This window comes from Mesorhizobium sp. W050, assembly GCF_054719535.1.
The window spans coordinates 4425344-4447242 of the sequence record NZ_JBTTIH010000001.1; the positions used below are offsets into that span (position 1 = coordinate 4425344).

Consider the following 21899-nt stretch of genomic DNA (forward strand, 5'->3'; position numbering starts at 1 on the left):
CTGATCGAGACTGACGGGTGGGCATCTATCTCCCGATCGCGGAAATTTCCGTCAACGTCTTCGTGCTGCTGGCAATGGGCGCGGCGGTGGGTTTCCTGTCGGGCATGTTCGGGGTCGGTGGCGGCTTTCTGATCACGCCGCTCTTGATCTTCTACAACATCCCGCCGGCAATCGCCGTTGCTACCGGCGCCAACCAGGTTATCGCCTCCTCCTTCTCCGGCGCGCTGTCGCACATGAAGCGCGGCACGCTCGACTTCAAGCTCGGCGGGGTGCTGCTGGCCGGCGGCATCGTCGGCTCGACCGGAGGTATCTTTGTCTTTGCCTTCCTGCGCCGGCTCGGCCAACTCGATTTGTTCATTTCGCTGCTCTACGTCGTGCTGCTCGGCACCGTCGGCGGGCTGATGCTGGTCGAGAGCGTCAATGCGCTGCGCGCCACGCGCAGCGGTGCGGCGCCGGTCTTGAAGAAATCCGGCCAGCACAACTGGATCCACCGGCTGCCGCTGAAGATGCGCTTCAGGGCCTCGAAGCTGTTCGTCAGCGTCATTCCGGTGCTGGGGCTCGGCGCCGGCATCGGCTTCCTGTCGTCGATCATGGGTGTCGGCGGCGGCTTCATCATGGTGCCGGCGCTGATCTATCTCTTGAAAGTGCCGACCAACGTCGTCATCGGCACCTCGCTGTTCCAGATCATTTTCACCTCGGCCTACACCACGCTTGTCCACGCCACCACCAACCAGACGGTCGACGTCATGCTTGCCTTCCTGCTGATGGCGGGCGGCGTTGCCGGCGCGCAATATGGCGCCAAGGCAGGACAGAAGCTGCGCGGCGAACAGCTCAGGGCACTGCTGGCGCTGCTGGTGCTGGCGGTTGCCATCCGGCTTGCCATCGATCTCTTCGTCACGCCGCCAAACCTCTATTCGCTGACCGCCGCGGGCCTGAACTGATGCCGCGGTGGGGGATTTTTTCGGCCGCCGCTTTGCTTATCGCCGTCGCTCTGCCGGCCGCAGCGCAATCGCCGAACCCCTTGCCGGAAGGCATCCAGATCGGTCTCTCCACCGACGCCGTGTCGATCACCGCCGGTTTTTCCGGCGCCGACCTGACCATTTTCGGTTCGCTGGAAAACCCCGACCCGCTGGTCGCGCGACAGGGGCGCTACGACGTCATCGTCGTGCTCGAAGGCCCGCCGCGGCCGGTGGTGGTGCGCCGCAAGGACCGCGTGCTCGGCGTCTGGGTCAATCTGGAATCCGAGACCTTCGAGAACGTGCCGGTATCCTACTCCGTCGCCACGACGCGGCCGCTGCAGGACATCACCGAACCCAACAGCTACAAGCAGCTGTCGCTCGGCGCCTCCAACCTTTACATGCAGCCGGCCGAGGTAACCGACAGTCCGGCGACGATCGAGGAATTCACCGTGGCGCTGCGCGAGCGCAAGGCGGCGACCGGCCTCTATAGCGAGAATGTCGGCGGCGTGCAGTTCTTGTCGCAGAACCTGTTTCGCGCCACGGTGCGGCTGGCGCCCAACGTCCCGGTTGGAACGCATAAAGCCCGCGCGTTCCTGTTCAAGAGCGGCCTGTTCCTCAAGGAAAGCTCGGCCCAGCTCGAAATCCGCAAATCGGGTTTCGAACAGTCGATCTTCCGCGTCGCGCATGATTACTCCTTCCTCTACGGCGTCTTCTCCGTGTCGCTGGCCATGATCACCGGCTGGCTGGGCAGGCTGATCTTCCGCAGGGATTGACGCGCACGACCCATTTCCGGGGAAAGGGGGTTCCCCTTTTCTCAGTCTTGCGATAGACCGCCGCCTCCCAACCCTCGGGTTACACGCACAATCATTCGGCAGAACGGTCAGGCCTCTGGACGGCGCGCGCCTTGCGGACGCCCGCCACAGCGACGACCCAATGACAGGAGGCTGCAATGCACCAGGCATTTGGCGGCATCGATTTCGGCACGTCCAATTCTACGGTGGGCGTGATCCGCAACGGCCAGGCACGGCTGGTGGCGCTGGAAGGTGAACAGCCGACATTGCCAAGCGCGGTTTTCTTCAACTTCGAGGACGGTCACACCTATTTCGGCCGCCGCGCCATTGCCGACTACACCGATGCCATCGAAGGCCGGCTGATGCGGTCGCTGAAGAGCGTGCTCGGCAGTTCGCTGGCGCATGAGAAGACGCGGATCAAGGCCCGGCAGATCGGTTTCATCGACATTGTCGGCATGTTCGTCGGCCATTTGAAGAAGCGGCTTGAGGAAGATGCCGGCGCTCCGGTGGAGAACGTTGTGCTCGGCCGGCCGGTGCAATTTGTCGACGACGATGTGGAAGCCGATGCCAAGGCGCAAAGCGAGCTTGAAAAGGCGGCGCGCGCGCAAGGCTTCAAGCACATCGCCTTCCAGTTCGAACCGATCGCGGCAGCGCTCGACTATGAGCAGGACGTGAAGCGCGAGGAACTGGCGTTGATCGTCGACATGGGCGGCGGCACGTCCGACTTCTCGATCGTGCGCGTTTCGCCGCAACGCGCCCGCTCACGCGACCGCAAGGACGATATCCTGGCCAACCGCGGCATCCATATCGGCGGCACCGATTTCGACCGGCTGCTCAGCATTGCCCATGTCATGCCCAAGCTCGGCTATCTCTCGCCCACAAAAGACGGCAAGCGCAACCTGCCGGCGAGCTATTTCATTGATCTCGCGACGTGGCAACGCATCAACCTCGTTTACACCGCCAAGGCGATGACGCATCTGAGGCAGATCCGCTTCGAGGCCGTCCGCGCCGACCTTGTCGACCGCTTCATCCATATTGTCGAGCACCGTTACGGCCATGCGCTGGCCGGCCTGGTCGAACGAGCCAAGATCGCGCTGACAGATCAGGCTTCGGCTGATGTGACGGTGGCACTGCCCGGCGCGGGTTTTGCCGCCGAGATCACGCGGACCGGCCTGGAAGAGACCATCGCCGCCGACATCGAGCGGGTGTCCGCTACGGTGCGGCAGACGATTGCCGATGCCGGCATAACGGCGTCTGCGATCACCGCCGTATTCCTCACCGGCGGTTCGACCGCGATCCCGCTGGCACGGCGTGAAATCCTGTCGCTGGTGCCGCAAGCCGCCGTTATCGAGGGCGACATGTTCGGCTCGGTTGGCCTCGGCCTGGCGCTGGATGCGCAGCGGAAGTTCTCCTGAACACATAACTGCGGCTACCCACAATGACCATAAATACCCAAACGAGGCCGCACCATTTCACCCCGACCCTAGACCGATATCAGATGCCCTGAGGACGGCTATGCCGGGATGCCGTTCCCCGCTTCAGCGCCGAGATGCGCCTTGAGCGCCATCTGGGCCAGGCTTGCCCGGCGGTCACGATGGGTGATCATGGCGAAGTCGCGCTTCGGCAGTTCGAGCGGCACCGACCGGAGACTGCCCTCGGCGACGGCGCGTCCGACGACGAGGTCCGAGATGATGGTGGCGCCGGCGCCGGCCTCGATCGCCTGGCGAACCGCCTCGTTGCTCGGCAGCACCAGAAATATCTGCAGGTCGCCAAGCGATATCCCCTCGCGGCGGGCCAGGTCCTCCAGCACCTCGCGCGTGCCGGAACCACCCTCACGGATGATCCAGCGCAGCCCTCTGATATCCGGGCGGCCCGGCGCGATCTCGGCGATTTCGGGATGCGAGGCGGCGACGACCAGCATCAACCTGTCGACGTCGACCTTGGTGCGGCGGAGGATGTCTGACTCGGTGCGCCCCTCGACCAGACCGAGATCGGCGGTGCCGTCGAGCACATTGGCCTCGACCTGCCTGGTGTTGCCGATGCTGACGCTTAAGCGCACCGCCGGGTAGGCCTCGTGGAAAGAGGCCAGCCTGCGCGGCAGCCAGTAGCTGGCGATGGTCAGGCTGGCGGCGATGGACAGACTGCCGGCGACCGTCTGCGAGACATGCTCCAGCACATTTCGGGCGGCGGCGGCGCGTTCCAGCACCGCCTTGGCCTCGGGCAGGAAACGGTGGCCGGTCTGAGCCAGCTCGATGTTGCGGCCGACACGGTTGAACAGATGAACGCCATGCTGCTCTTCGAGCGCGCGGATGGCGGCCGACGCCGCCGACTGGGAGATGCCCAAAAGCTCCGCCGCCTTGGTCATATGGCCGCGTTCGGCAACGGCAACGAAAATGCGCAACTGGTCCAGCGTCATGTGTGCATTAAGAACCAATTCCGATCGAATTTACAAGAACAACTGATTAGACGGATCGATAGCTTTATTCTACTTTTTCTGCCGAAGTTAGAAAAAATTCGCCAACAAATCGCAGCCAACAAAATGATCGGGCGGTTCAGATCCCTGTTTGCGCATTGGACCCGTGGCCTCAGGCGGCGGCTGGCCGGCGACCGCTATCATCCTGAAGAACACTATATGCGTGGCCCCGGACCGAAGACGCGGGCCAAATTCGCAGGTAGCAAAAGCACGCCGGCATCATGAACCCAGCTGCGCCGCGCGGGGCCAATTCCGCACCGTCGCAACGGCCGCTTGCCGACACGCGCGCGCCGGATGAAGGCGACGGCGTCGACACCTCGCCCGATGTCTCCGACAGCATCGCCAAGACCACCTGCTATATGTGCGCCTGCCGCTGCGGCATCGACGTCCATATCAAGAACGGCAAGGTGCGCTACATCAACGGCAACAAGGACCATCCGGTCAACCGCGGCGTAATCTGCGGCAAGGGCAGCTCCGGCATCATGCAGCACTACAGCCCGGCGCGGCTGAAGAAGCCGCTGTTGCGCAGCGGCCTGCGCGGCTCGGGCGAATTCCGCGAGATCGAGTGGGAGGAAGCGTTTTCGATTGCGACCGGGCGGCTATCGAATATCCGCCGGGCCGATCCGAAAAAGCTCGCCTTCTTCACCGGGCGCGACCAGTCGCAGTCGCTGACCGGCTGGTGGGCGAGCCAGTTCGGCACGCCGAACTTCGCCGCCCATGGCGGCTTCTGCTCGGTCAACATGGCGGCCGGCGGGCTCTACACGATCGGCGGCTCGTTCTGGGAGTTCGGCGAGCCGGACTGGGACAATACGAAATACTTCATGCTGTTCGGCGTCGCCGAGGACCATGATTCCAACCCGATCAAGATCGGCTTGGGTAAACTCAAGGCGCGCGGCGCCAAGGTGGTGTCGATCAACCCCTGTCGCACCGGCTACAACGCCATTGCCGACGACTGGATCGGGATCCGGCCCGGCACCGACGGCCTCTTCGTCTTCGCCCTAATCCATGAACTGCTGAAGGCAGGCCGCGTCGATCTCGATTATCTGCTGCGCTACACCAACGCCCATGTGCTGGTCGTCCAGGAGCCGGGCGCGGTCGATGACGGGCTATTCCTGCGCGACAGCGACAACAATCTTCTCGCGTGGGACAGAGTGGCGAAGACAACCGTCAACGCAGCCGATGCGGATGCGAAGCCGGCGCTGACCGGCAGCTTCACGTTCGCCGGCCGCCGCTGCGTGCCGGTGTTCCGGCTTATCGCCGACCGCTACATGGACGACAGCTACGCACCCGATGCGGTCGCGGCACGATGCGGCATTCCGGCCGACACCATCCGCCGGATCGCTGCCGAACTCGCCCACGTCGCCTTCGAACAGACGGTCGAACTGCCGGTTGCGTGGACCGACTGGGCCGGACGCCGGCACGAGACGATCAAGGGACGGCCGGTGTCGATGCATGCCATGCGCGGCATCTCGGCCCACTCCAACGGCTTTCACTCCTGCCGCGCCATCCACCTGCTGCAGGTGCTGCTCGGCACGGTGGACGTGCCCGGCGGCTTCCGTTTCAAGCCCCCCTACCCGCGCTCGGCGCCCCCGGGACCGAAGCCGGCCGGCAAGGTGGTCAGGCCGATGACGCCGCTCGACGGCATGCCGCTCGGCTTCGTCTGCGGGCCGGACGATCTCCTGGTCGACGAGGCCGGCACGCCTTTGCGCATCGACAAGGCTTATTCCTGGGATGCGCCGCTCGCCGCGCATGGGCTGATGCATACGGTCATCCGAAATGCGTGGGCCGGTGACCCGTACCCGATCGACACGCTGATGATGTACATGTCGAACATGGCTTGGAATTCCTCGATGAACACCGTCGAGACCATTGCCATGCTCACCGACCATGACGAAGCGGGTAACTACAAGATCCCCTTCATCATCTATTCCGACGCCTATTATTCCGAGACGGTGCCGTTCGCCGATCTGGTGCTGCCCGACACCACCTATCTCGAACGTCACGACTGCATCAGCCTGCTCGACCGGCCGATCAGCCATGCCGACGGGCCGGGCGACGCGATCCGCCATCCGGTGGTCGAACCGGACCGAGATGTCAGGCCGTTCCAATCGGTGCTGATCGAACTTGGCGCTCGGCTTGGCCTGCCCGGCTTCGTCGAGGACGATAGCTCGGCCAGATATGCCGACTATGCCGACTACATCGTCAATCACGAACGCACGCCCGGCATTGGGCCGCTCGCCGGCTGGCGCGGCAAGGACGGCACGTCTGTCGGCGAGGGCGAAGTCAATCCCGACCAGTTGCAGCACTACATCGACAATGGCGGCTTCTGGCACCAGGATTTTGCTGAGGACCAGCGCTATTACAAGATGGCGAACCGCTCCTATCTCGACTTCGCAGAGCAGATGGGGTTCATCCCCAAGGCCGAGCCGATCGTGTTCCAGCTCTATTGCGAACCGATGCAGCGCTTTCGCCTCGCCGCGCGCGGTCATGGTCGCGTCCAACCGCCGGAGAGCGAGCGCCAGCGCATCGAGACCTATATGGACCCGCTGCCGTTCTGGTTTACGCCGTTCGAGGAGGCCGCCGTCGATCCGCAGAAATATCCGCTGCATGCGCTGACGCAGCGGCCGATGCACATGTATCATTCCTGGGGTTCGCAGAACGCGTGGCTGCGGCAAATCACCAGCCAGAACCGCCTGTTCGTGCACCACAAGACCGCGGCGGGCCTCGGCCTTTTCGACGACGACTGGGTGTGGATCGAAAGCATCAATGGCCGGGTGAAGGGGCAGATCAAGCTGGTCGACGGGGTCAATGCGGATACGGTCTGGACATGGAACGCCATCGGCAAAAGGCGCGGCAGCTGGGGGCTTAAGGACAACGCTGCCGAGAGCAATCGCGGCTTCCTGCTCAACCACATTATCGGCGACCAGACATCGGCTGACGCGAAAGGCAAACGCTATTCGAATTCCGATCCGGTGACCGGCCAGGCGGCGTGGTTCGACCTCAGGGTACGCATCCTCAAATGCTCTGATGAGGAAGCCGGCTTCACCGAACCGCAATTCGAGCGTTTCAGCCAGCCGCCAAATGTCGAGCCTTCGCCCGACATCCTTCGCTTCGGCGCCGAGTTCCGCGTCAATAGGGAAGCCGTGGAATGACCTGCCTTCCCGCCCATACAGACAAGAAGCTTGGCCTGGTCATCGACCTCGACACCTGCGTCGGCTGCCAGGCCTGCGTCACCGCCTGCAAGGAGTGGAACACCGGCGGCCACATGGCGCCGCTGACCGACATCGACCCCTATGGCGGCCATGTCGACGGCGTCTGGTTCAACCGCGTGCACAGCTACGAGCACACGACCGAGGCGGGCGGGCGCACGGTCAACTTTCCGCGCTCCTGCCTGCATTGCGAGACGCCTGCCTGCGTCACTGTCTGCCCGACCGGCGCGTCCTACAAGCGGGCGTCGGACGGCATCGTGCTGATCGACGAAAGCAAATGCATCGGCTGCAAACTGTGCAGCTGGGCGTGCCCCTATGGCGCGCGCGAATTCGACACCGATGTCGGCGTGATGAAGAAATGCACGCTTTGCGTCGATCGCATCTACAATGACAATCTGGCCGAGGAAGACCGCGTGCCGGCCTGCGTTGCCGCCTGCCCGACCAGCGCCCGGCATTTCGGCGATCTCGGCGATCCCTCGTCGGCTGTCTCGCAACTGGTGGCGGAGCGTGGCGGCGTCGACCTGATGCCGGAGATGGGCTACAAACCGACCAACAAATATCTGCCGCCGCGCGCCCAGCGCGCCGCATCGGTGCCGGCGCCAAGGCTCGAGCCAGTCACGGCCGAAGGCGGTTTTCTCGGCTGGATCGACCGCATGCTTTCGAACTGACCAATGCATCCAGCCTTTTCCGTCGTCTTCTTCACAACTGCCACAGGAGCGGGCTACGGCCTGCTGGCGCTGCTTGGCGTGCTTGGCGGACTGGGTTTTATCCCGGCCCATTTCTGGCTCGGCCTTATCGGCATGGGGCTGTCGCTCGGCCTGATCGCCGCCGGCCTATTGTCCTCGACCGGCCATCTCGGCCGCCCCGAACGTGCATGGCGCGCCTTCTCGCAATGGCGCAGTTCCTGGCTGTCGCGCGAAGGCGTGGCCTCGGTCGCGACCTTCATTCCCGCCGGGCTGTTCGGCATCGGCTGGGTGTTTTTTGGCCGCACCGGAGGCTGGATGGCCATCGCCGGGTTTCTCGCAACTATCGGCGCAATCGTCACCGTCTGCACCACCGGCATGATCTATGCCTCGCTGAAGCCGATCGCGCAGTGGCATAGCCCGTATACGCTGCCGGGCTATGTCATCTTTTCGGCGATGACCGGCAGCGTGCTGTTGAACGCGCTGCTGCAGGCTTTCGCCATCAGCCCGACCGCCGTTGCGGTAGCCGCCCTGCTGCTGACCTTGCTCGGCTGGGGCTGGAAGCTGGCGACGTGGCGATACAATGACGCGCTGGAGATTGCGAGCACCGCCAACACGGCAACGGGGCTCGCCGGGGGTACAGTGCGCTCACTGGAATGGCCGCACACCGAAGAGAACTACCTGCTCAAGGAAATGGGCTTTCGCATCGCGCGCAAGCACGGCGCCAGGCTGCGTCGTATCACGCAGGTGCTGGCTTTCGCCTTGCCTGCCCTGCTGCTTGCTGTTCTGTTCGCTTTGCCCTGGCCGTTCGCAGCGGCGCTGTCGGTGCTTGCGGCAATCGTCCAGTTTGCCGGCATGCTGGTCGAGCGCTGGCTGTTCTTCGCCGAGGCCAAGCACACCGTCACCCTCTATTACGGCCGGTAGAGCGTCCCGCCGTCAGGCGGCCCGTGCTCGTGGCGCCGCCGGCAAATCCTTAAGCAGGATTTCGATCGCGGCATCGATTACAGCTGTCCTGCGGTCGTGCGCGTAAAGGCCGTATTGGACCGTGAGCGGCTCGGGCAGGCCGGCTGACGTCTTCAGCACCCGCATCGAAGCGGTACGCACGGATTCGGGCGGAAGCAGCCCGACGCCCAGCCCGTTCTCGATCGCCGCCTGCAGGCCGGTGACGCTCTGGCACGACAGGACGATCCTATACTGCCGGCCGGCGGCGACCAGCGCCTCGATCATACGCCTGCGCCAAGGGCAGGTTGCGCCGAAGGCGGCGAGATCGAGTGGCCGGTCATGGTCCAGCACATAGTCCTGGGCGCAGACCCACTGCAGTTCGACGTTCCAGGTCGTCACTGCATCGGCCGCGACGACGGATGTCGGGGCAATCATGACATCCAGCGCATCCTCGCTCCACAGCCGTCCCAGCGCGACGCTGTGCTCGACCATCGCGTCGAGGCTGATGTCGGGATATGTGCGATGCAGCCGCCCAAGCGCGGCCGAAAGCGCGGCCGTGGTGACCTCTTCGGCAAGACCAATACGCACGCCGCCGCCAATGCCAGCCTGCTGCAGACGCGCCACCGCTTCATCGCCGAGAGCGAGGATGCGGGTCGCGTATCCCAGAAAGAGCTCTCCCTCCGCAGTTGGTACGACACCGCGGCCGGTGCGCTGGAACAGATGCCGTTGGAGCAGGCCCTCCAGCCGGCGCATCTGCATGCTCAGCGCCGATTGGGTCTTGCCGGTCTGCGCGGCGACCCTGCTCAGGCTACCTTGCCGGCAGACCGCGACATAGGTGCGGAGAAGGTCGAGGCCGATCTGTTCAGATATCATCTTGTTTGAACTCTGATGTCATCGGTATCAGTCTACAATGATATCCCGCCACGCGCTATCTCACACTCAAGAGAACAGCGCAGGCAAGAAAACCATGAAAGCGATCCGTGTTCACCGCCATGGCGGGCCAGATGTGCTCGCCTACGAAGATGTCGACATCGGCCAGCCCGGACCGGGCGAGGTGCGCGTGCGCAACCGGGCGGTCGGTCTCAACTTCGTCGACATCTATTTTCGCACCGGCGAATACGCGCCGCCCGCTCTGCCATTCATTCCCGGCAATGAAGGCGCCGGCGAAATCGTCGCCGTCGGTGAAGGCGTCAGCGGCTTCGCGCCTGGCGACCGAGTCGCCTATGTCGAGACCCTCGGCGCCTATGCCGAAGAACGCATCGTGCCAGCGCATTTCGTCGTGCATCTGCCCGACGCCATCGATTTCGAGACGGGCGCGGCCATGATGCTGAAGGGGCTGACGGCGCAATATCTGCTGCGTCGCACGTTTCGCGTCGAGGCGGGCCATACAATCCTGGTGCATGCCGCGGCGGGCGGCGTCGGCCTCATCCTGACGCAATGGGCAAAGCATCTCGGCGCCATCGTCATCGGCACGGTCGGTTCACCCGAAAAGGCCGAACTTGCGCGCGCCAATGGCTGCGACCATGTCATCGACTACAGCAAAGAGAATTTCGCCGCACGGGTGAAAGAGGTCACCAACGGCGAAGGCTGCCACGCCGTCTATGACGGCGTCGGCAACGCGACCTTCCCCGCCTCGCTCGACTGCCTGCAGCCGTTCGGCACCTTCGTCAGCTACGGCACAGCGTCGGGGCCGATCCCGCCCTTCGACATCATGCTTTTGATGCAAAAGGGTTCGCTGTTCGCCACCTGGCAGTTGCTGTTCCATCATCTCGCCAGGCGTGAGGACGTCGTTGCCATGAGCGAGGATCTGTTCAGCGTCGTCCTCAGCGGCGCAGTGAAAATCCCGGTGCACACAAGCATGCCGCTTGCCGAAGTGGCGGAGGCGCACCGCCGGCTCGAAGCACGGCAGACGACAGGCGCAACCGTGCTTATACCGTAGAAACTCAGCCCGGCCGCAGCATCGAACCGGAAATGGCGAAGATGCGCGCGGCGCCCATCATATAAGCTATCAACGTCTCGCGGCGGAACAGGCCGGCATAGGCGCGGTCGAGCACGTTGAGCGAGCCGGTATAAGCGCCGAAGGCCGGCATGATCATGCGGCCGCCATCGCCGGCAAAGCAGCGCCGCCGCACCGAGCGGCCCTGCTGGACGATGCGGGCGCAAGGGTGAAGATGGCCGGCAACTTCGCCCTCGGTTCTTATCTTCGACGGCTCGTGGCGGAACAGCAGCGAGCCGATGGCGAGTTCGCGCACCGTCTCGCCGGGCAAATCCGCCGGCGCTTCCGGGTCATGGTTGCCGGCGACCCAGAACCAGTCGCGGCCGGCCATCAATGCTTCCAGCCGATCTCGGAAGGTTTGATGCATGCGCTCGGCGCCGCCGCCGTCGTGGAAGGAGTCGCCCAGGCTGATGACGATGGCCGGCTGGTAGTCCGCGATTACCGCCTGCAGCCGGAGCAGAGTGGCGCCGGTATCGTAGGGCGGGATCAGTGCGCCGCGCCTGGCGAAGGACGAGCCCTTTTCCAGATGCAGGTCGGAGACCGCGAGCAGCCTCAGATCGGGGAAATAGAGCACGCCGCGCGAATCACAGACCGCGCGCTCGCCCGCGATGCCGACAAAATCGGCCTCGGCGATCAGCGATGCCCGCGCCAGCGAAAAATTCATTCCTCAACCATCCCAGGACCCATGGCTTCCTCGACCAAAGTCGCGGCATCCATCAGCAGCGTTTCGTCGGCCTCGCCATTCACCGGCATCTTGCCGATTTCGAGCATGATCGGCACGGCCAGCGGCGATATCTGTTCGAGTGCCTTATGCACGATTCGACCCTGGATACGCGAGAGCATGTCGGCAAGTCTGCTGACATCGAGCAGACCGGTCGCCGCGTCGGCGCGCGTCGCCTGCAGCAGGATGTGGTCGGGCTCATGGCTGCGCAGCACGTCATAGATCAGATCGGTCGAGACGGTGACCTGACGGCCGCTTTTCTCCTGTCCCGGGTGGCGCTTCTCGATCAGGCCTGAAATCAGCGCGCAGTTGCGGAAGGTGCGCTTGAGCAGCCAGCTGTCGGCCAGCCAAGCCTCGAGGTCGTCGCCCAGCATGTCCTGGTCGAACAGAGCGCCAAGCGAAGGTTTCCGCGATTTGAACATCGCGCCCATATCGCCCAGCGACCAGATGGCCAATGCGTAGTCGGTGGCGACGAAGCCAAGCGGCCTGGCGCCGGCCCTGTCCAGCCGGCGGGTGAGCAGCATGCCGAGCGTCTGGTGCGCCAGCCTGCCCTCGAAAGGATAAGCGACGAGATAGTGACGGTTGCCGCGCGGAAAGGTCTCGATCAAGAGGTCGTCGCGTTTGGGCAATACCGATTTGTCGGCCTGGTAACGCAGCCAATCCGAAACCTGCTCGGGCAGCTTCTTCCAGCGCTGCGGGTCGTCCAGCATGGCGCGCACCTGCTCGGCGAGGTAGGTCGAGAGCGGAAATTTGCCGCCGCCATAATAAGGCACCTTGGCGTCGCTTCCCGGCGCATTCGAGACGAAGCATTCGTTCTCGCGGATGCCTTCGAAGCGCAGGACTTTGCCGGCAAACATGAAGGTGTCGCCATGCGTCAGCGTTTCGAGGAAGGCCTCCTCGATCTTGCCCAGAACCCGGCCGCCGTGCGAAGCCGAGCCTTTGCTGCCGGCCTTGACGTAACGCACATTGAGCGCCGGCACCTCGATGATCGTGCCGACATTCAGCCGGTATTGCTGGGCAACGCGCGGATTGGAGACCCGCCACATGCCGTCCTTGTTGAGGCGGATTCGGGCGTAGCGCTCGTAGTTCTTCAGTGCGTAGCCGCCGGTGGCGACGAAATCAATGACGCGGTCGAATGTCGGCCGGTCGAGGCTGGCATAGGGCGCTGCTGTCAGCACTTCCTCGTAGAGATCGTCGGCGCGAAACGGCGCCCCGCAGGCGCAGCCCAGCACATGCTGGGCCAGCACATCGAGCCCGCCATTGACCAGCGGCGGCGTATCCTGGGCGCCCAGATAGTTGGCGTCCAGCGCTGCCCGGCACTCCAGCACCTCGAAACGATTGGCCGGGATGAGGATCGCCTTCGACGGCTCGTCCATGCGGTGGTTGGCACGGCCGATGCGCTGCGCCAGCCGGCTGGCGCCCTTGGGCGCCCCGACATGCACGACCAGATCGACGTCGCCCCAATCGATGCCGAGATCGAGCGTCGAGGTGGCGACGATGGCACGTAAGGCATTGTCTCCCATCGCCTTCTCGACGCGGCGGCGCTGGGCGACATCGAGCGAGCCGTGATGCAGCGCGATCGGCAAGGTATCCTCGTTGACCCGCCATAATTCCTGAAACAGCAGCTCGGCCTGGCTTCGGGTGTTGACGAACAGCAGCGTGGTCTTGTGGCGCTTGATCTCGCGATAGATTTCCGGCGTGGCGTAGCGCGCCGAATGGCCGGCCCAAGGCACGCGCTCCTCCGAATCGAGGATGGAAATTTCGGGCTTTGCACCGCCGGTGACAACGATGAGCTCAGACATGTCCCCCGGAGGATTCTGGCTCACCAGCCAGCGCCGCAACTCGTCGGGCTCGGCCACCGTTGCCGACAGACCGATCGTCTGCAGGCCGGGCACGATGCTGCGCAGCCGCGCCAGCCCGAGCGCCAGCAGATGGCCGCGTTTCGATGTCACCAGCGAATGCAACTCGTCGAGCACGACATAGCGCAGATCCTCGAAGAAGCGCCCGGCATCGCCGGCCGCGATCAGCAGCGCCAATTGCTCGGGCGTGGTCAAAAGGATGTCGGGCGGCGCCAGTTTCTGGCGCTGCCGCTTGTGCGAAGGGGTGTCGCCGGTGCGCGTCTCGATGGTGACGGGCAGGCCGATCTCCTCCACCGGCTTGCCGAGATTGCGCTCGATGTCGACGGCCAGCGCCTTCAGCGGCGAGATGTAGAGCGTATGGATGCCGCGCCGTGCCATACCGGCTTTGCGTCTGGGGCGGTTGGCCAGTTCGGTCAACGATGGCAAGAAGCCGGCCAGTGTCTTGCCGGCGCCGGTCGGTGCGATCAAGAGCACCGATTGCCCGGCTTGAGCCTTCGCCAGAAGCTCGATCTGGTGAGCGCGCGGCGACCAGCCTTTTTCGCCAAACCATCTGATGAATGGCTCGGGCAGAAGGACGGCGGCATTCTGTTTGGCAAGGCGCGGCTGCTCGGTCACGCGAAAGAGGTAGCGCGACGGCGCGCGATCGCCAAGGAAAATCGGAACAAAAGGTGATCGGGTGAGCTATCCCTCGCCGCATTTAGGGGGAGAGGATGCCGGCAGGCAGGTGAGGCGCAGCGCGACCTTTCAGTCGCTGGCGTCGCCCCTCATCCGCCCTTCGGGCACCTTTCCCCGTGAACGGGGCGAAGGAAGAGGCGCTAGGGCCGCCGAAACCCCGTCGGCCCGCCATAGAGATACCCAATCCGGTCGATCGCCTCCTTCAGCCCTTCGCGCGAGACCAGCATGGTGTGGCCGTTGGCGTGGATCATGGTCTCGGCGTCGGTCATCACCGCGACATGCCCCTTCCAGAACACGAGGTCACCGCGTTTCAGCCCGGCATAATCGGGTCCCGGATCGAGCGGCTCGCCGAGGCCTGCCGCTTGCATGTCGGAATCACGCAGCACATTGCGGCCGGCCATGCGCATGGCCAGTTGCACGAGGCCAGAACAGTCAATGCCGAAGCCGGAGGTGCCGCCCCAGAGATAGGGCGTGCCGAGAAACATCTCGGCGACCGAGACATAGTCGGCGGCGATATCACTGACCGGGCGCACATGGCCGGCAATGAGCGCCTCGCCGGAGGGCAACAGCGCATAGTCCGTGCCGCGCGTTTCGGCAGCGCCGGTCACCGTCACCGTCGAGCCCATCGACAATTGGCCGCTGATCGGGAAGCGCAGATCCGGGCCGGGATAGAGAAAAGTGCGCGGCGCCGTGACGATGTGGGTTGGCGCATGCTCGCGTGCGCCCAGCATGGTGGCGCCGACGTAGCCGACATAGCCGTCGCGTTCGGCCTGGACCCAGGCCCATCCCTCGGCTTCCTCGAAGACAAGCACATCGTCGCCGAACAGAATTTGCGTGTTGACGCCGGCATCCGGGCGCGGTGCCTTACGCAGGTCAGCCACGGAGGCTGTGATCCGGGCCGGACGGCCGGTGACGAAGCGATCGGCCGAAACCTCCCCTTTCAGCCTGGCATCGGCGAGGTCGGAACGGAAGGCGTGGAGGCGGGCATCCCTGGCAGTCAAATCGGTACTCGTTCTAATTCATGGATTGATCAGATGGGCAGTTCATGAGCCCTGGCAACGATACCATCCCCGAAGCGCTCGACAAAGAGCGCGCCTTCGACCGTGCGCCGGATCAGCACATTGCGCTTGTCGAGCTCGTCGCGATGGCGTGACACCAGTTTCAGCGCACCCATCGTGTCGAGCGCCCGGGTGATAACCGGCTTGGTGACATTGAGGCGGGCGGCTAGACCGCGCACCGTGTGCGGCGGCGGGTCGAGATAGATGGTGAACAGGATCGCCGTCTGGCGCATGGTGAGATCTGGCGCGCCGGCGCGCACCTGCGACAGCATCACCTGCTGCCACAGCCGCATCGCCTGGCTCGGACGCATCGAAATCGACATCGCCCGAGCATGACGGCAAATTGTTTCGGTTCCGTTTCAGTTTTGGTGGCCGTCTCAGGGCGTCAGGCATAGCGCCTCGAAATGACCCGCTCCAGTGCACGGATGCCTTGCGCCTCTCCGCCGGCGGGTCCGTAGGGGCGATCGGACGGGTTCCAGGCGAAGATGTCGAAGTGCGCCCAGCCCGTTGTCCGTTCGACAAAGCGCTTGAGGAAAAGCGCCGCGGTGACCGAACCGGCGAAGCCGTCGGTGGTGACGTTGTTGATGTCGGCGATCTTCGACGCCAGCCTGGCGTCATAGGGCCGCCACAACGGCATGCGCCACAACGGATCCTCGACGGCCACCGAGGCCGCAGCCAGTTCGGACGCCAGCGCTTCGTCGCCAGTGTAGAAAGGCGGCAGATCGGGCCCGAGCGCGACACGCGCTGCCCCGGTCAGCGTCGCCATGTCGATCAGCAGTTCCGGCTCCTCGTCATCGGCCAGCGCCAGCGCGTCGGCCAGCACCAACCGCCCTTCGGCGTCGGTGTTGCCGATCTCGACGGTAATGCCCTTGCGGCTGGTCAGTACATCTCCAGGCCGGAAAGCGTTGCCGGCAATCGAATTCTCGACCGCCGGGATCAGGACGCGCAGCCGCACCTTCAGCCCGGCAGCCATGATCATCGAGGCCAGGCCCAGCACATTGGCGGCGCCGCCCATATCCTTCTTCATCAAGAGCATGCCCGAGGACGGCTTGATGTCGAGGCCGCCAGTGTCGAAACAGACACCCTTGCCGACCAGCGTCACCTTCGGCGCGCCTTCCGGTCCCCAAACCATATCGATCAGGCGCGGCACTCCGACCGAGGCCCGGCCGACCGCATGGATCATCGGGAAATTCTGCTTCAGGAGATCATCCCCCTTGATCACCGATACCTCGGCCTTGTGAGTGGCCGCCAGGGTCCGTACGGCCTTCTCCAACTCGTCCGGTCCCATGTCGCTGGTCGGCGTGTTGACGAGGTCGCGCGCCAGGAAGACGCCGTCGGCGATGCGCCGGACACGACCCGCATCGGCGCCGGACGGCAGCGCAAAACGCAACGCCTTGCCTGATTTCTTGCCGTAGCGAGTGAAGACATAGCCGCCGAGCACCAAGCCTATGGCCGCGAGTTCCGGCTCGGCTGGAGCGGCGGCAAAATGCCAGTCGCCTTCCGGCAAGGCTCTCGCCAGCATGCCGACGGCCAGCGCGCCCTCGCCATCACCGACGCCGAACAAGGCGCCGGCAAGGGAACCGTTGTCGCCGGGGACGGCGAGCGTCCTGCCGGCTTCGCCGGAAAAGCCGTTGGCGGCCGCCCATGCGGTCATGGAAGGCGAAAGTCCCAAGGCCTCCAGTCCATCCCTCGCGACCAGATGGACCGGCAAGGCAGTGTTTAGTGTCTCGATGAGTTCGACGGGCATTTGATGGTCTCCGGGAGGCTTGCAGGTCGTCCTCAGTCAAGTGACAGGGACGTCGAATGATTTCAACATCTATGCACAGGGGCCGGGCATGGGACGTGCCAGGCCAAAGGCTTCCGGCGGGCCGTTCACCGATCCGACGGCTCACTTTTTAACTGTCCGTTAGGGTTAACAGAATATTTCTGCGGGGATGAAGATGGCCACGTGAATGGCCACGCGCAGGAATGGAGAGCCCCGTGCCGATGCCCACCAACCGCAGGATGAACGTCACGGGCAAACGGTTGGTCACCACGGCACTGCTGATGGCGCTGGCGGCCGGTGTTGCCGGGTGCGGAACCAGCAAGCTCACGACCGGCTCGATCGGGCGCACCAGCGGCAAACCGCTGGAAACCATGTCGGCCAGCGAGTTGCACGGGGCGACCGGGCGGCTGGGCGAATCCTACGCAAAGAACCCCAACGACAAGCGGCTGGCGACAAATTTTGCGGCGGCGCTCCAGATGGACGGCGATGCCGACCAGTCGCTTGCCGTGATGCGCAAGCTGGCGATCGCCTACCCCAAGGATCGCGACGTGCTTGCCGCCTACGGCAAGGCGCTGGCCGCCAACGGCCAGTTCGAGCCGGCGCTCGACGCCGTGCGCCGGGCGCAGACGCCGGAATATCCGGACTGGCGGCTGATGTCGGCCGAGGCCGCCATTCTCGACCAGCTTGGCCAGAAGGATGAAGCGCGCCAGAACTACCGCAAGGCGCTGGACCTAAAGCCGAACGAACCCTCGATCCTTTCCAATCTCGGTATGTCCTATGTGCTGGAAGGCGATCTGCGCACCGCCGAGACCTATATGCGCTCGGCAGCCCAGCAACCGAATGCCGACAGCCGGGTGCGCCAGAACCTTGCGCTGGTCGTGGGACTGCAGGGCCGCTTCGACGAGGCCGAGAAGATCGCGTCGCAGGAGCTTTCACCCGAACAGGCGCAAGCCAATGTAGCCTATCTTCGCCAGATGCTTGCCCAGCAGAACGCCTGGAGTCAGCTCAAGGATCAGGACAAGGCAAAGCCGGCGACCAACTGAGCGCCGCATGGGCGCCGGCTCCGCACAGCGCAAAATCCGTCCACATCTCAAAGCTGAAAACAAGAGCCGCACTGCATTGGCAGTGCGGCTCTTTTGTATGGCTGCAACGAGGCCTACTGGCTTGAGGAATTGTGCTGGTCGCCGAAGATGCCGCGCTGACTGACCTGAATGCCGGCTGGGCCCAGAATGATAGCGAACAAAACCGGCAGGAAGAACAGGATCATCGGCACGGTAAGCTTCGGCGGCAGGGCGGCGGCCTTCTTCTCGGCGGCATTCATGCGCATGTCACGGCTTTCCGAGGCCAGCACGCGCAATGCGTGCGCCACGGGTGTGCCGTAGCGTTCGGCCTGGACCAGCGCCTGGGACACTGACTTCACCGACTCCAGGCCGGTACGAGCCGAGAGGTTTTCATAAGCCTGCTTGCGCTCCTGCAGATAAGAGAGTTCGGCGTTGGTCAGCACGAATTCCTCCGCCAGCGCCACCGACTGCGAACCGATCTCCTCGGAGACCTTGCGCAAGGCGGCCTCGACCGACATGCCCGATTCGACGCAGATCAGCATCAGGTCGAGCGCATCCGGCCACGCCGCCTGGATCGACTGCTTGCGCTTGGCGGCACGATTGTTGACGTAAAGGATCGGCGCGTAGAAACCGGCGTAGGCGACAAGGATGCAGACGAACAGTTTCACGAAGGCCGGCCGGTCAGGCAGTCCGCCGAGCACGAACAGATAGATCGCTGCCAGCGCGAAACCCACAAACGGCAGGATCAGGCGGAAAAACAGGAAGCGCGTCAGCGGGTTTTGGCCACGAAAGCCCGCCACCTTGAGCTTCTGCAACGTGCCTTCATCGGCCAACGCACGCCGCAGGTCGAGCCTGTCGACGATGTTGCGCATGCCGATCGACTGCTCTTCGCGCAGCCCCTTGCGGCGGCGATCGGCTTCGTTGGCAAGCCGCGAGCGCTGCTTGGCGCGCAATTCGTCACGCTCCAGCGCCACCGATTTCATGCGCGCCTTGAGCTGATTGCCGCCAAGCGCCGGCAGCAACGTGAAGACGGTCGCGAACACCGCAACGCCGACCAGCAATGCGATCAGGAAGGCAGGATCGGTCAGCGATTTTACGACTTGGTCGGTCATCCGTTTTCAGTCTTTTCGTTCGAGCTTTCCAAGGTGGGCCTAAACTTCAAAGTTCATCATCTTGCGCATCACCAGAATGCCGATCGACATCCACACGCCGGAACAGCCAAGGATCAGATTGCCGGTGCTGGTGGTGAACAGCGGCATGATGTAGTTCGGGCTTGACAGATAGACGAGAAGGGCGACGACAATAGGCAGCGCGCCGATGATGACGGCCGACGCCTTCGCTTCCATGGACAGCGCCTGGACCTTGGCCTTCATTTTCTTGCGATCGCGAAGCACGCGCGAAAGGTTGCCTAGCGCCTCGGAGAGATTACCGCCGGCCTGTGACTGGATCTGGATAACGATTCCGAAGAAACTTGCCTCGCTGCACGGCATGGTCTCAGCCATGCGCAAGGTGGCGTCGGGGATGGACATGCCAACCTGCTGCGAATCGACGATCCGGCGGAACTCGGTCTTGACCGGCTCCGGCGATTCATTGGCGATCAGGCGAATGGCGTCGTTGAGCGGCAGGCCGGATTTGACGGCGCGCACGATGATGTCGAGGGAGTTGGGAAATTCGTTGAGGAACGCCTTGACCCGGCGCGCGCGGCGAAACGAGACGAACCAGCGTGGCAGGCCGAGCGCGCCGGCCAGAAGCGTACCCGGCAGGACAAGTAGCGGCGCGCCGGCGAGATAGGCGAGCACCGTCAGCGCGATGCCGCAAATGACGGAGTAGATATAGAAACGCTCGATCGAGACCTGCATGCCGGCCTGACGAATCTGGGCCTTCAACGGCGGCTTCTTGACGGCGAGTTCGTTGGTTTTCTGCTTTTCGTCGAGCTGTTTCAGCGTGTCCTGGACAGATTTACGCCGCTTGACCGCCTCCGCGACACGGTCGCGCGAAGCCTTGACGACCGAACGATCGGTCTCGGCGGCCTTGATCGTCTCGAGCCGCTTGCCGGCCTGCTTCTCGTTGCTCATCTTGGTGAACAGGAAGGCATAGGCGACCGCACCGGCGCTGAAGCCGGCGAGCACGATGAACGCCAGTACGGTGGTATCAATTCCGAACATCGACCTCAGTCCCCACGCCTCGATATGCGTTAGTCAGCGCGTTTCTCCATCGATTCCAGAGCGTTGGCGAGGCGCTGTTCCTCGCCATAGTAGCGGGCGCGATCCCAGAAATGCGGACGGCCGATGCCGGTCGACACATGCTCGCCAAGCAGCCTTCCGTTCGAGTCCTCGCCCTTGATGTTGTAGAGCACGATGTCCTGCGTGATGATGACGTCACCTTCCATGCCGATCACCTCGGTGATGTGGGTGATGCGGCGCGAGCCGTCGCGAAGGCGTGCTGCCTGGATGATGACATCGACGGAGCCGACGACGATTTCACGCACGGTCTTCTGCGGCAGCGAATAGCCGCCCATGGCGATCATCGATTCGATACGGTTCAGGCATTCGCGCGGGCTGTTGGAGTGGATCGTTCCCATCGACCCGTCATGGCCGGTGTTCATCGCCTGCAGCAGGTCGAAAACCTCCGGTCCGCGCACTTCGCCGACGATGATGCGTTCGGGCCGCATGCGCAAGCAGTTCTTGACCAGGTCGCGCATGGTCACCTCGCCTTCGCCCTCGAGATTGGGCGGGCGGGTTTCGAGACGTACCACGTGCGGCTGCTGCAGTTGCAGTTCGGCCGAGTCCTCGCAGGTGATGACGCGTTCCTCGCGGTCGATATAGTTGGTCAAGCAGTTGAGCAGCGTCGTCTTGCCGGAGCCGGTACCGCCGGAGATGACGATGTTGCAGCGGACGCGGCCGATAATCTTGAGTATCTCGGCGCCCTGCGGCGAGATGGCGCCGAACTTGACCAGCTGATCGAGCGTCAGCTTGTCCTTCTTGAACTTGCGGATGGTGAGCGCGGTGCCGTCGATGGAGAGCGGCGGCGCGATCACGTTGACGCGAGACCCGTCAGGAAGACGGGCGTCACAGATCGGGCTCGATTCGTCGACGCGGCGGCCAACCTGGCTGACGATGCGCTGGCAGATGTTGAGCAGCTGCTGATTGTCGCGGAAGCGGATGCCGGTCTGTTCGACCTTGCCGTTGACTTCGATGTAGACGTTCTTGGAGCCGTTGACCATGATGTCGGCGATATCGTCGCGGGCGAGCAGCGGCTCCAGCGGCCCGTAGCCTAGCACATCGTTGCAGATGTCGTCGAGCAACTCTTCCTGCTCGGCGATCGACATTGCGAAATTTTTGATGGCGATGATGTCGTTGACGATATCGCGGATTTCCTCGCGCGCGCTCTCGGGATCGAGTTTCGCAAGTTGCGACAGGTCAATGGTGTCGATGAGCGCGGAGAAGACCTGGCTCTTGGTGTCGTAGTAGGTTTCGCTTTTTTCGCGCTGGATCTTTTTTGGCGGCTCCGGCGCCATCGACGGCGCCTCAACGGCACGGCGAGTTGGCGGAGTTGCCAGCGCTCCCGGCGGCGGCGCTGCCGGGGGTCGGGCAAGTACCGCCATGTCCGCAGGCGTTGCAGCAGCCGGCGCCGCTGACGCTGGCTGACGGAACTCCGGGGTGAACCGGCCGCCGTCGTCGGAGCCTCTTTTTCCAAACATGATCGAC

The 21899-nt window shown here is 63.9% G+C and carries 19 protein-coding genes; 9 read left to right on the plus strand and 10 right to left on the minus strand.

The annotated features are described in order from the left end of the window. The first annotated feature begins 17 nt into the window (after window positions 1-17). From ACYG9Y_RS21365 to ACYG9Y_RS21375, 3 genes are all read left to right on the plus strand, one after another. Window positions 18-941, plus strand: coding sequence for a sulfite exporter TauE/SafE family protein (locus ACYG9Y_RS21365; protein ID WP_023669608.1), 924 nt, complete (start codon window positions 18-20; stop codon window positions 939-941). Next, entirely contained in the window at window positions 941-1732 is a 792-nt protein-coding gene (locus ACYG9Y_RS21370) for a TIGR02186 family protein (RefSeq protein WP_023696705.1), read from the plus strand. Before ACYG9Y_RS21365 ends, ACYG9Y_RS21370 begins: the two co-directional genes overlap by 1 nt. A gap of 176 nt (window positions 1733-1908) precedes the next feature. After that, complete coding sequence (locus ACYG9Y_RS21375; RefSeq protein ID WP_023738202.1) at window positions 1909-3165, plus strand: Hsp70 family protein; 1257 nt, start codon at window positions 1909-1911, stop codon at window positions 3163-3165. 98 nt (window positions 3166-3263) lie between these two features. Here ACYG9Y_RS21375 and ACYG9Y_RS21380 read toward each other — a convergent pair whose 3' ends face one another. Continuing rightward, window positions 3264-4166 (minus strand): LysR substrate-binding domain-containing protein, encoded by a 903-nt coding sequence (locus ACYG9Y_RS21380; RefSeq protein WP_023738201.1) that lies wholly within the window; start codon window positions 4164-4166, stop codon window positions 3264-3266. Between the two features lie 278 nt (window positions 4167-4444). On the opposite strand from ACYG9Y_RS21380, the gene ACYG9Y_RS21385 reads away from it, so the two are divergent. The 3 genes from ACYG9Y_RS21385 to ACYG9Y_RS21395 are packed head-to-tail and all read left to right on the plus strand — an operon-like array spanning window position 4445 to window position 9039. After that, window positions 4445-7375: a molybdopterin oxidoreductase family protein gene (locus ACYG9Y_RS21385; protein ID WP_023738200.1), complete on the plus strand. Its 2931-nt coding sequence runs from the start codon at window positions 4445-4447 to the stop codon at window positions 7373-7375. After that, window positions 7372-8100: a 4Fe-4S dicluster domain-containing protein gene (locus tag ACYG9Y_RS21390; RefSeq protein ID WP_023738199.1), complete on the plus strand. Its 729-nt coding sequence runs from the start codon at window positions 7372-7374 to the stop codon at window positions 8098-8100. Before ACYG9Y_RS21385 ends, ACYG9Y_RS21390 begins: the two co-directional genes overlap by 4 nt. A 3-nt stretch (window positions 8101-8103) precedes the next feature. Beyond that, on the plus strand, window positions 8104-9039 hold the full coding sequence (locus ACYG9Y_RS21395; protein WP_023738198.1) for a dimethyl sulfoxide reductase anchor subunit family protein: 936 nt from the start codon (window positions 8104-8106) through the stop codon (window positions 9037-9039). A gap of 12 nt (window positions 9040-9051) precedes the next feature. Here the strand turns inward: ACYG9Y_RS21395 and ACYG9Y_RS21400 are convergent, their stop codons facing one another. Further along, the gene (locus ACYG9Y_RS21400) at window positions 9052-9930 is read right to left on the minus strand and encodes a LysR substrate-binding domain-containing protein (RefSeq protein ID WP_023738197.1); all 879 of its coding nucleotides are present in this window, start codon (window positions 9928-9930) and stop codon (window positions 9052-9054) included. A 94-nt stretch (window positions 9931-10024) separates the two neighbouring features. Between ACYG9Y_RS21400 and ACYG9Y_RS21405 the strand changes: the two genes are divergently transcribed. Further along, window positions 10025-10996: a quinone oxidoreductase family protein gene (locus tag ACYG9Y_RS21405; RefSeq protein ID WP_023738196.1), complete on the plus strand. Its 972-nt coding sequence runs from the start codon at window positions 10025-10027 to the stop codon at window positions 10994-10996. A gap of 4 nt (window positions 10997-11000) precedes the next feature. Here ACYG9Y_RS21405 and pdeM read toward each other — a convergent pair whose 3' ends face one another. Both pdeM and ACYG9Y_RS21415 read right to left on the minus strand, forming a co-directional pair. Beyond that, window positions 11001-11717 (minus strand): ligase-associated DNA damage response endonuclease PdeM, encoded by a 717-nt coding sequence (gene pdeM, locus ACYG9Y_RS21410; protein WP_023669598.1) that lies wholly within the window; start codon window positions 11715-11717, stop codon window positions 11001-11003. After that, window positions 11714-14203 carry a ligase-associated DNA damage response DEXH box helicase gene (locus ACYG9Y_RS21415; RefSeq protein WP_245260406.1) on the minus strand — a complete coding sequence of 830 codons (2490 nt, stop codon included), beginning with the start codon at window positions 14201-14203 and terminating at the stop codon, window positions 11714-11716. The genes pdeM and ACYG9Y_RS21415 overlap by 4 nt, the downstream gene beginning before the upstream one ends. Here ACYG9Y_RS21415 and ACYG9Y_RS21420 point away from each other — a divergent pair. After that, window positions 14111-14305: a hypothetical protein gene (locus tag ACYG9Y_RS21420; RefSeq protein ID WP_245260413.1), complete on the plus strand. Its 195-nt coding sequence runs from the start codon at window positions 14111-14113 to the stop codon at window positions 14303-14305. The two genes, ACYG9Y_RS21415 and ACYG9Y_RS21420, sit on opposite strands and share 93 nt — an antisense overlap. A 143-nt stretch (window positions 14306-14448) precedes the next feature. On the opposite strand, the gene ACYG9Y_RS21425 is transcribed toward ACYG9Y_RS21420, so the two are convergent. The 3 genes from ACYG9Y_RS21425 to ACYG9Y_RS21435 all read right to left on the minus strand — a co-directional run bounded on the left by ACYG9Y_RS21425 (window position 14449) and on the right by ACYG9Y_RS21435 (window position 17113). Continuing rightward, complete coding sequence (locus ACYG9Y_RS21425) at window positions 14449-15309, minus strand: C40 family peptidase (RefSeq protein WP_023738194.1); 861 nt, start codon at window positions 15307-15309, stop codon at window positions 14449-14451. Window positions 15310-15338: 29 nt separating this feature from the next. Continuing rightward, window positions 15339-15689 (minus strand): MarR family winged helix-turn-helix transcriptional regulator, encoded by a 351-nt coding sequence (locus ACYG9Y_RS21430; protein WP_023669596.1) that lies wholly within the window; start codon window positions 15687-15689, stop codon window positions 15339-15341. A gap of 62 nt (window positions 15690-15751) precedes the next feature. Next, the gene (locus tag ACYG9Y_RS21435; protein WP_023738193.1) at window positions 15752-17113 is read right to left on the minus strand and encodes a leucyl aminopeptidase family protein; all 1362 of its coding nucleotides are present in this window, start codon (window positions 17111-17113) and stop codon (window positions 15752-15754) included. A gap of 239 nt (window positions 17114-17352) precedes the next feature. Between ACYG9Y_RS21435 and ACYG9Y_RS21440 the strand changes: the two genes are divergently transcribed. After that, a complete protein-coding gene (locus tag ACYG9Y_RS21440) occupies window positions 17353-18174 on the plus strand; it encodes a tetratricopeptide repeat protein (protein ID WP_023669594.1) in 822 nt (273 codons plus the stop codon). A 113-nt stretch (window positions 18175-18287) separates the two neighbouring features. Here ACYG9Y_RS21440 and ACYG9Y_RS21445 read toward each other — a convergent pair whose 3' ends face one another. The 3 genes from ACYG9Y_RS21445 to ACYG9Y_RS21455 are packed head-to-tail and all read right to left on the minus strand — an operon-like array spanning window position 18288 to window position 21892. Further along, entirely contained in the window at window positions 18288-19304 is a 1017-nt protein-coding gene (locus tag ACYG9Y_RS21445) for a type II secretion system F family protein (RefSeq protein ID WP_023738192.1), read from the minus strand. Between the two features lie 39 nt (window positions 19305-19343). Beyond that, a complete protein-coding gene (locus ACYG9Y_RS21450; RefSeq protein ID WP_023703461.1) occupies window positions 19344-20357 on the minus strand; it encodes a type II secretion system F family protein in 1014 nt (337 codons plus the stop codon). 29 nt (window positions 20358-20386) lie between these two features. Further along, window positions 20387-21892, minus strand: a complete 1506-nt coding sequence (locus ACYG9Y_RS21455) for a CpaF family protein (protein ID WP_023738191.1) — start codon at window positions 21890-21892, stop codon at window positions 20387-20389. Window positions 21893-21899 lie beyond the last annotated feature (7 nt).

Bases quoted from the DNA above. Each gene is read 5' to 3' on its own strand.
- ACYG9Y_RS21370 (WP_023696705.1), top strand. From the start codon at position 941: ATGCCGCGGTGGGGGATTTTTTCGGCCGCCGCTTTGCTTATCGCCGTC.
- ACYG9Y_RS21445 (WP_023738192.1), bottom strand. From the start codon at position 19,304: ATGACCGACCAAGTCGTAAAATCGCTGACCGATCCTGCCTTCCTGATC.
- ACYG9Y_RS21455 (WP_023738191.1), bottom strand. From the start codon at position 21,892: ATGTTTGGAAAAAGAGGCTCCGACGACGGCGGCCGGTTCACCCCGGAG.
- pdeM (WP_023669598.1), bottom strand. From the start codon at position 11,717: ATGAATTTTTCGCTGGCGCGGGCATCGCTGATCGCCGAGGCCGATTTT.
- ACYG9Y_RS21390 (WP_023738199.1), top strand. From the start codon at position 7,372: ATGACCTGCCTTCCCGCCCATACAGACAAGAAGCTTGGCCTGGTCATC.
- ACYG9Y_RS21380 (WP_023738201.1), bottom strand. From the start codon at position 4,166: ATGACGCTGGACCAGTTGCGCATTTTCGTTGCCGTTGCCGAACGCGGC.
- ACYG9Y_RS21430 (WP_023669596.1), bottom strand. From the start codon at position 15,689: ATGTCGATTTCGATGCGTCCGAGCCAGGCGATGCGGCTGTGGCAGCAG.
- ACYG9Y_RS21395 (WP_023738198.1), top strand. From the start codon at position 8,104: ATGCATCCAGCCTTTTCCGTCGTCTTCTTCACAACTGCCACAGGAGCG.
- ACYG9Y_RS21450 (WP_023703461.1), bottom strand. From the start codon at position 20,357: ATGTTCGGAATTGATACCACCGTACTGGCGTTCATCGTGCTCGCCGGC.
- ACYG9Y_RS21400 (WP_023738197.1), bottom strand. From the start codon at position 9,930: ATGATATCTGAACAGATCGGCCTCGACCTTCTCCGCACCTATGTCGCG.
- ACYG9Y_RS21405 (WP_023738196.1), top strand. From the start codon at position 10,025: ATGAAAGCGATCCGTGTTCACCGCCATGGCGGGCCAGATGTGCTCGCC.
- ACYG9Y_RS21375 (WP_023738202.1), top strand. From the start codon at position 1,909: ATGCACCAGGCATTTGGCGGCATCGATTTCGGCACGTCCAATTCTACG.
- ACYG9Y_RS21385 (WP_023738200.1), top strand. From the start codon at position 4,445: ATGAACCCAGCTGCGCCGCGCGGGGCCAATTCCGCACCGTCGCAACGG.
- ACYG9Y_RS21440 (WP_023669594.1), top strand. From the start codon at position 17,353: ATGCCCACCAACCGCAGGATGAACGTCACGGGCAAACGGTTGGTCACC.
- ACYG9Y_RS21435 (WP_023738193.1), bottom strand. From the start codon at position 17,113: ATGCCCGTCGAACTCATCGAGACACTAAACACTGCCTTGCCGGTCCAT.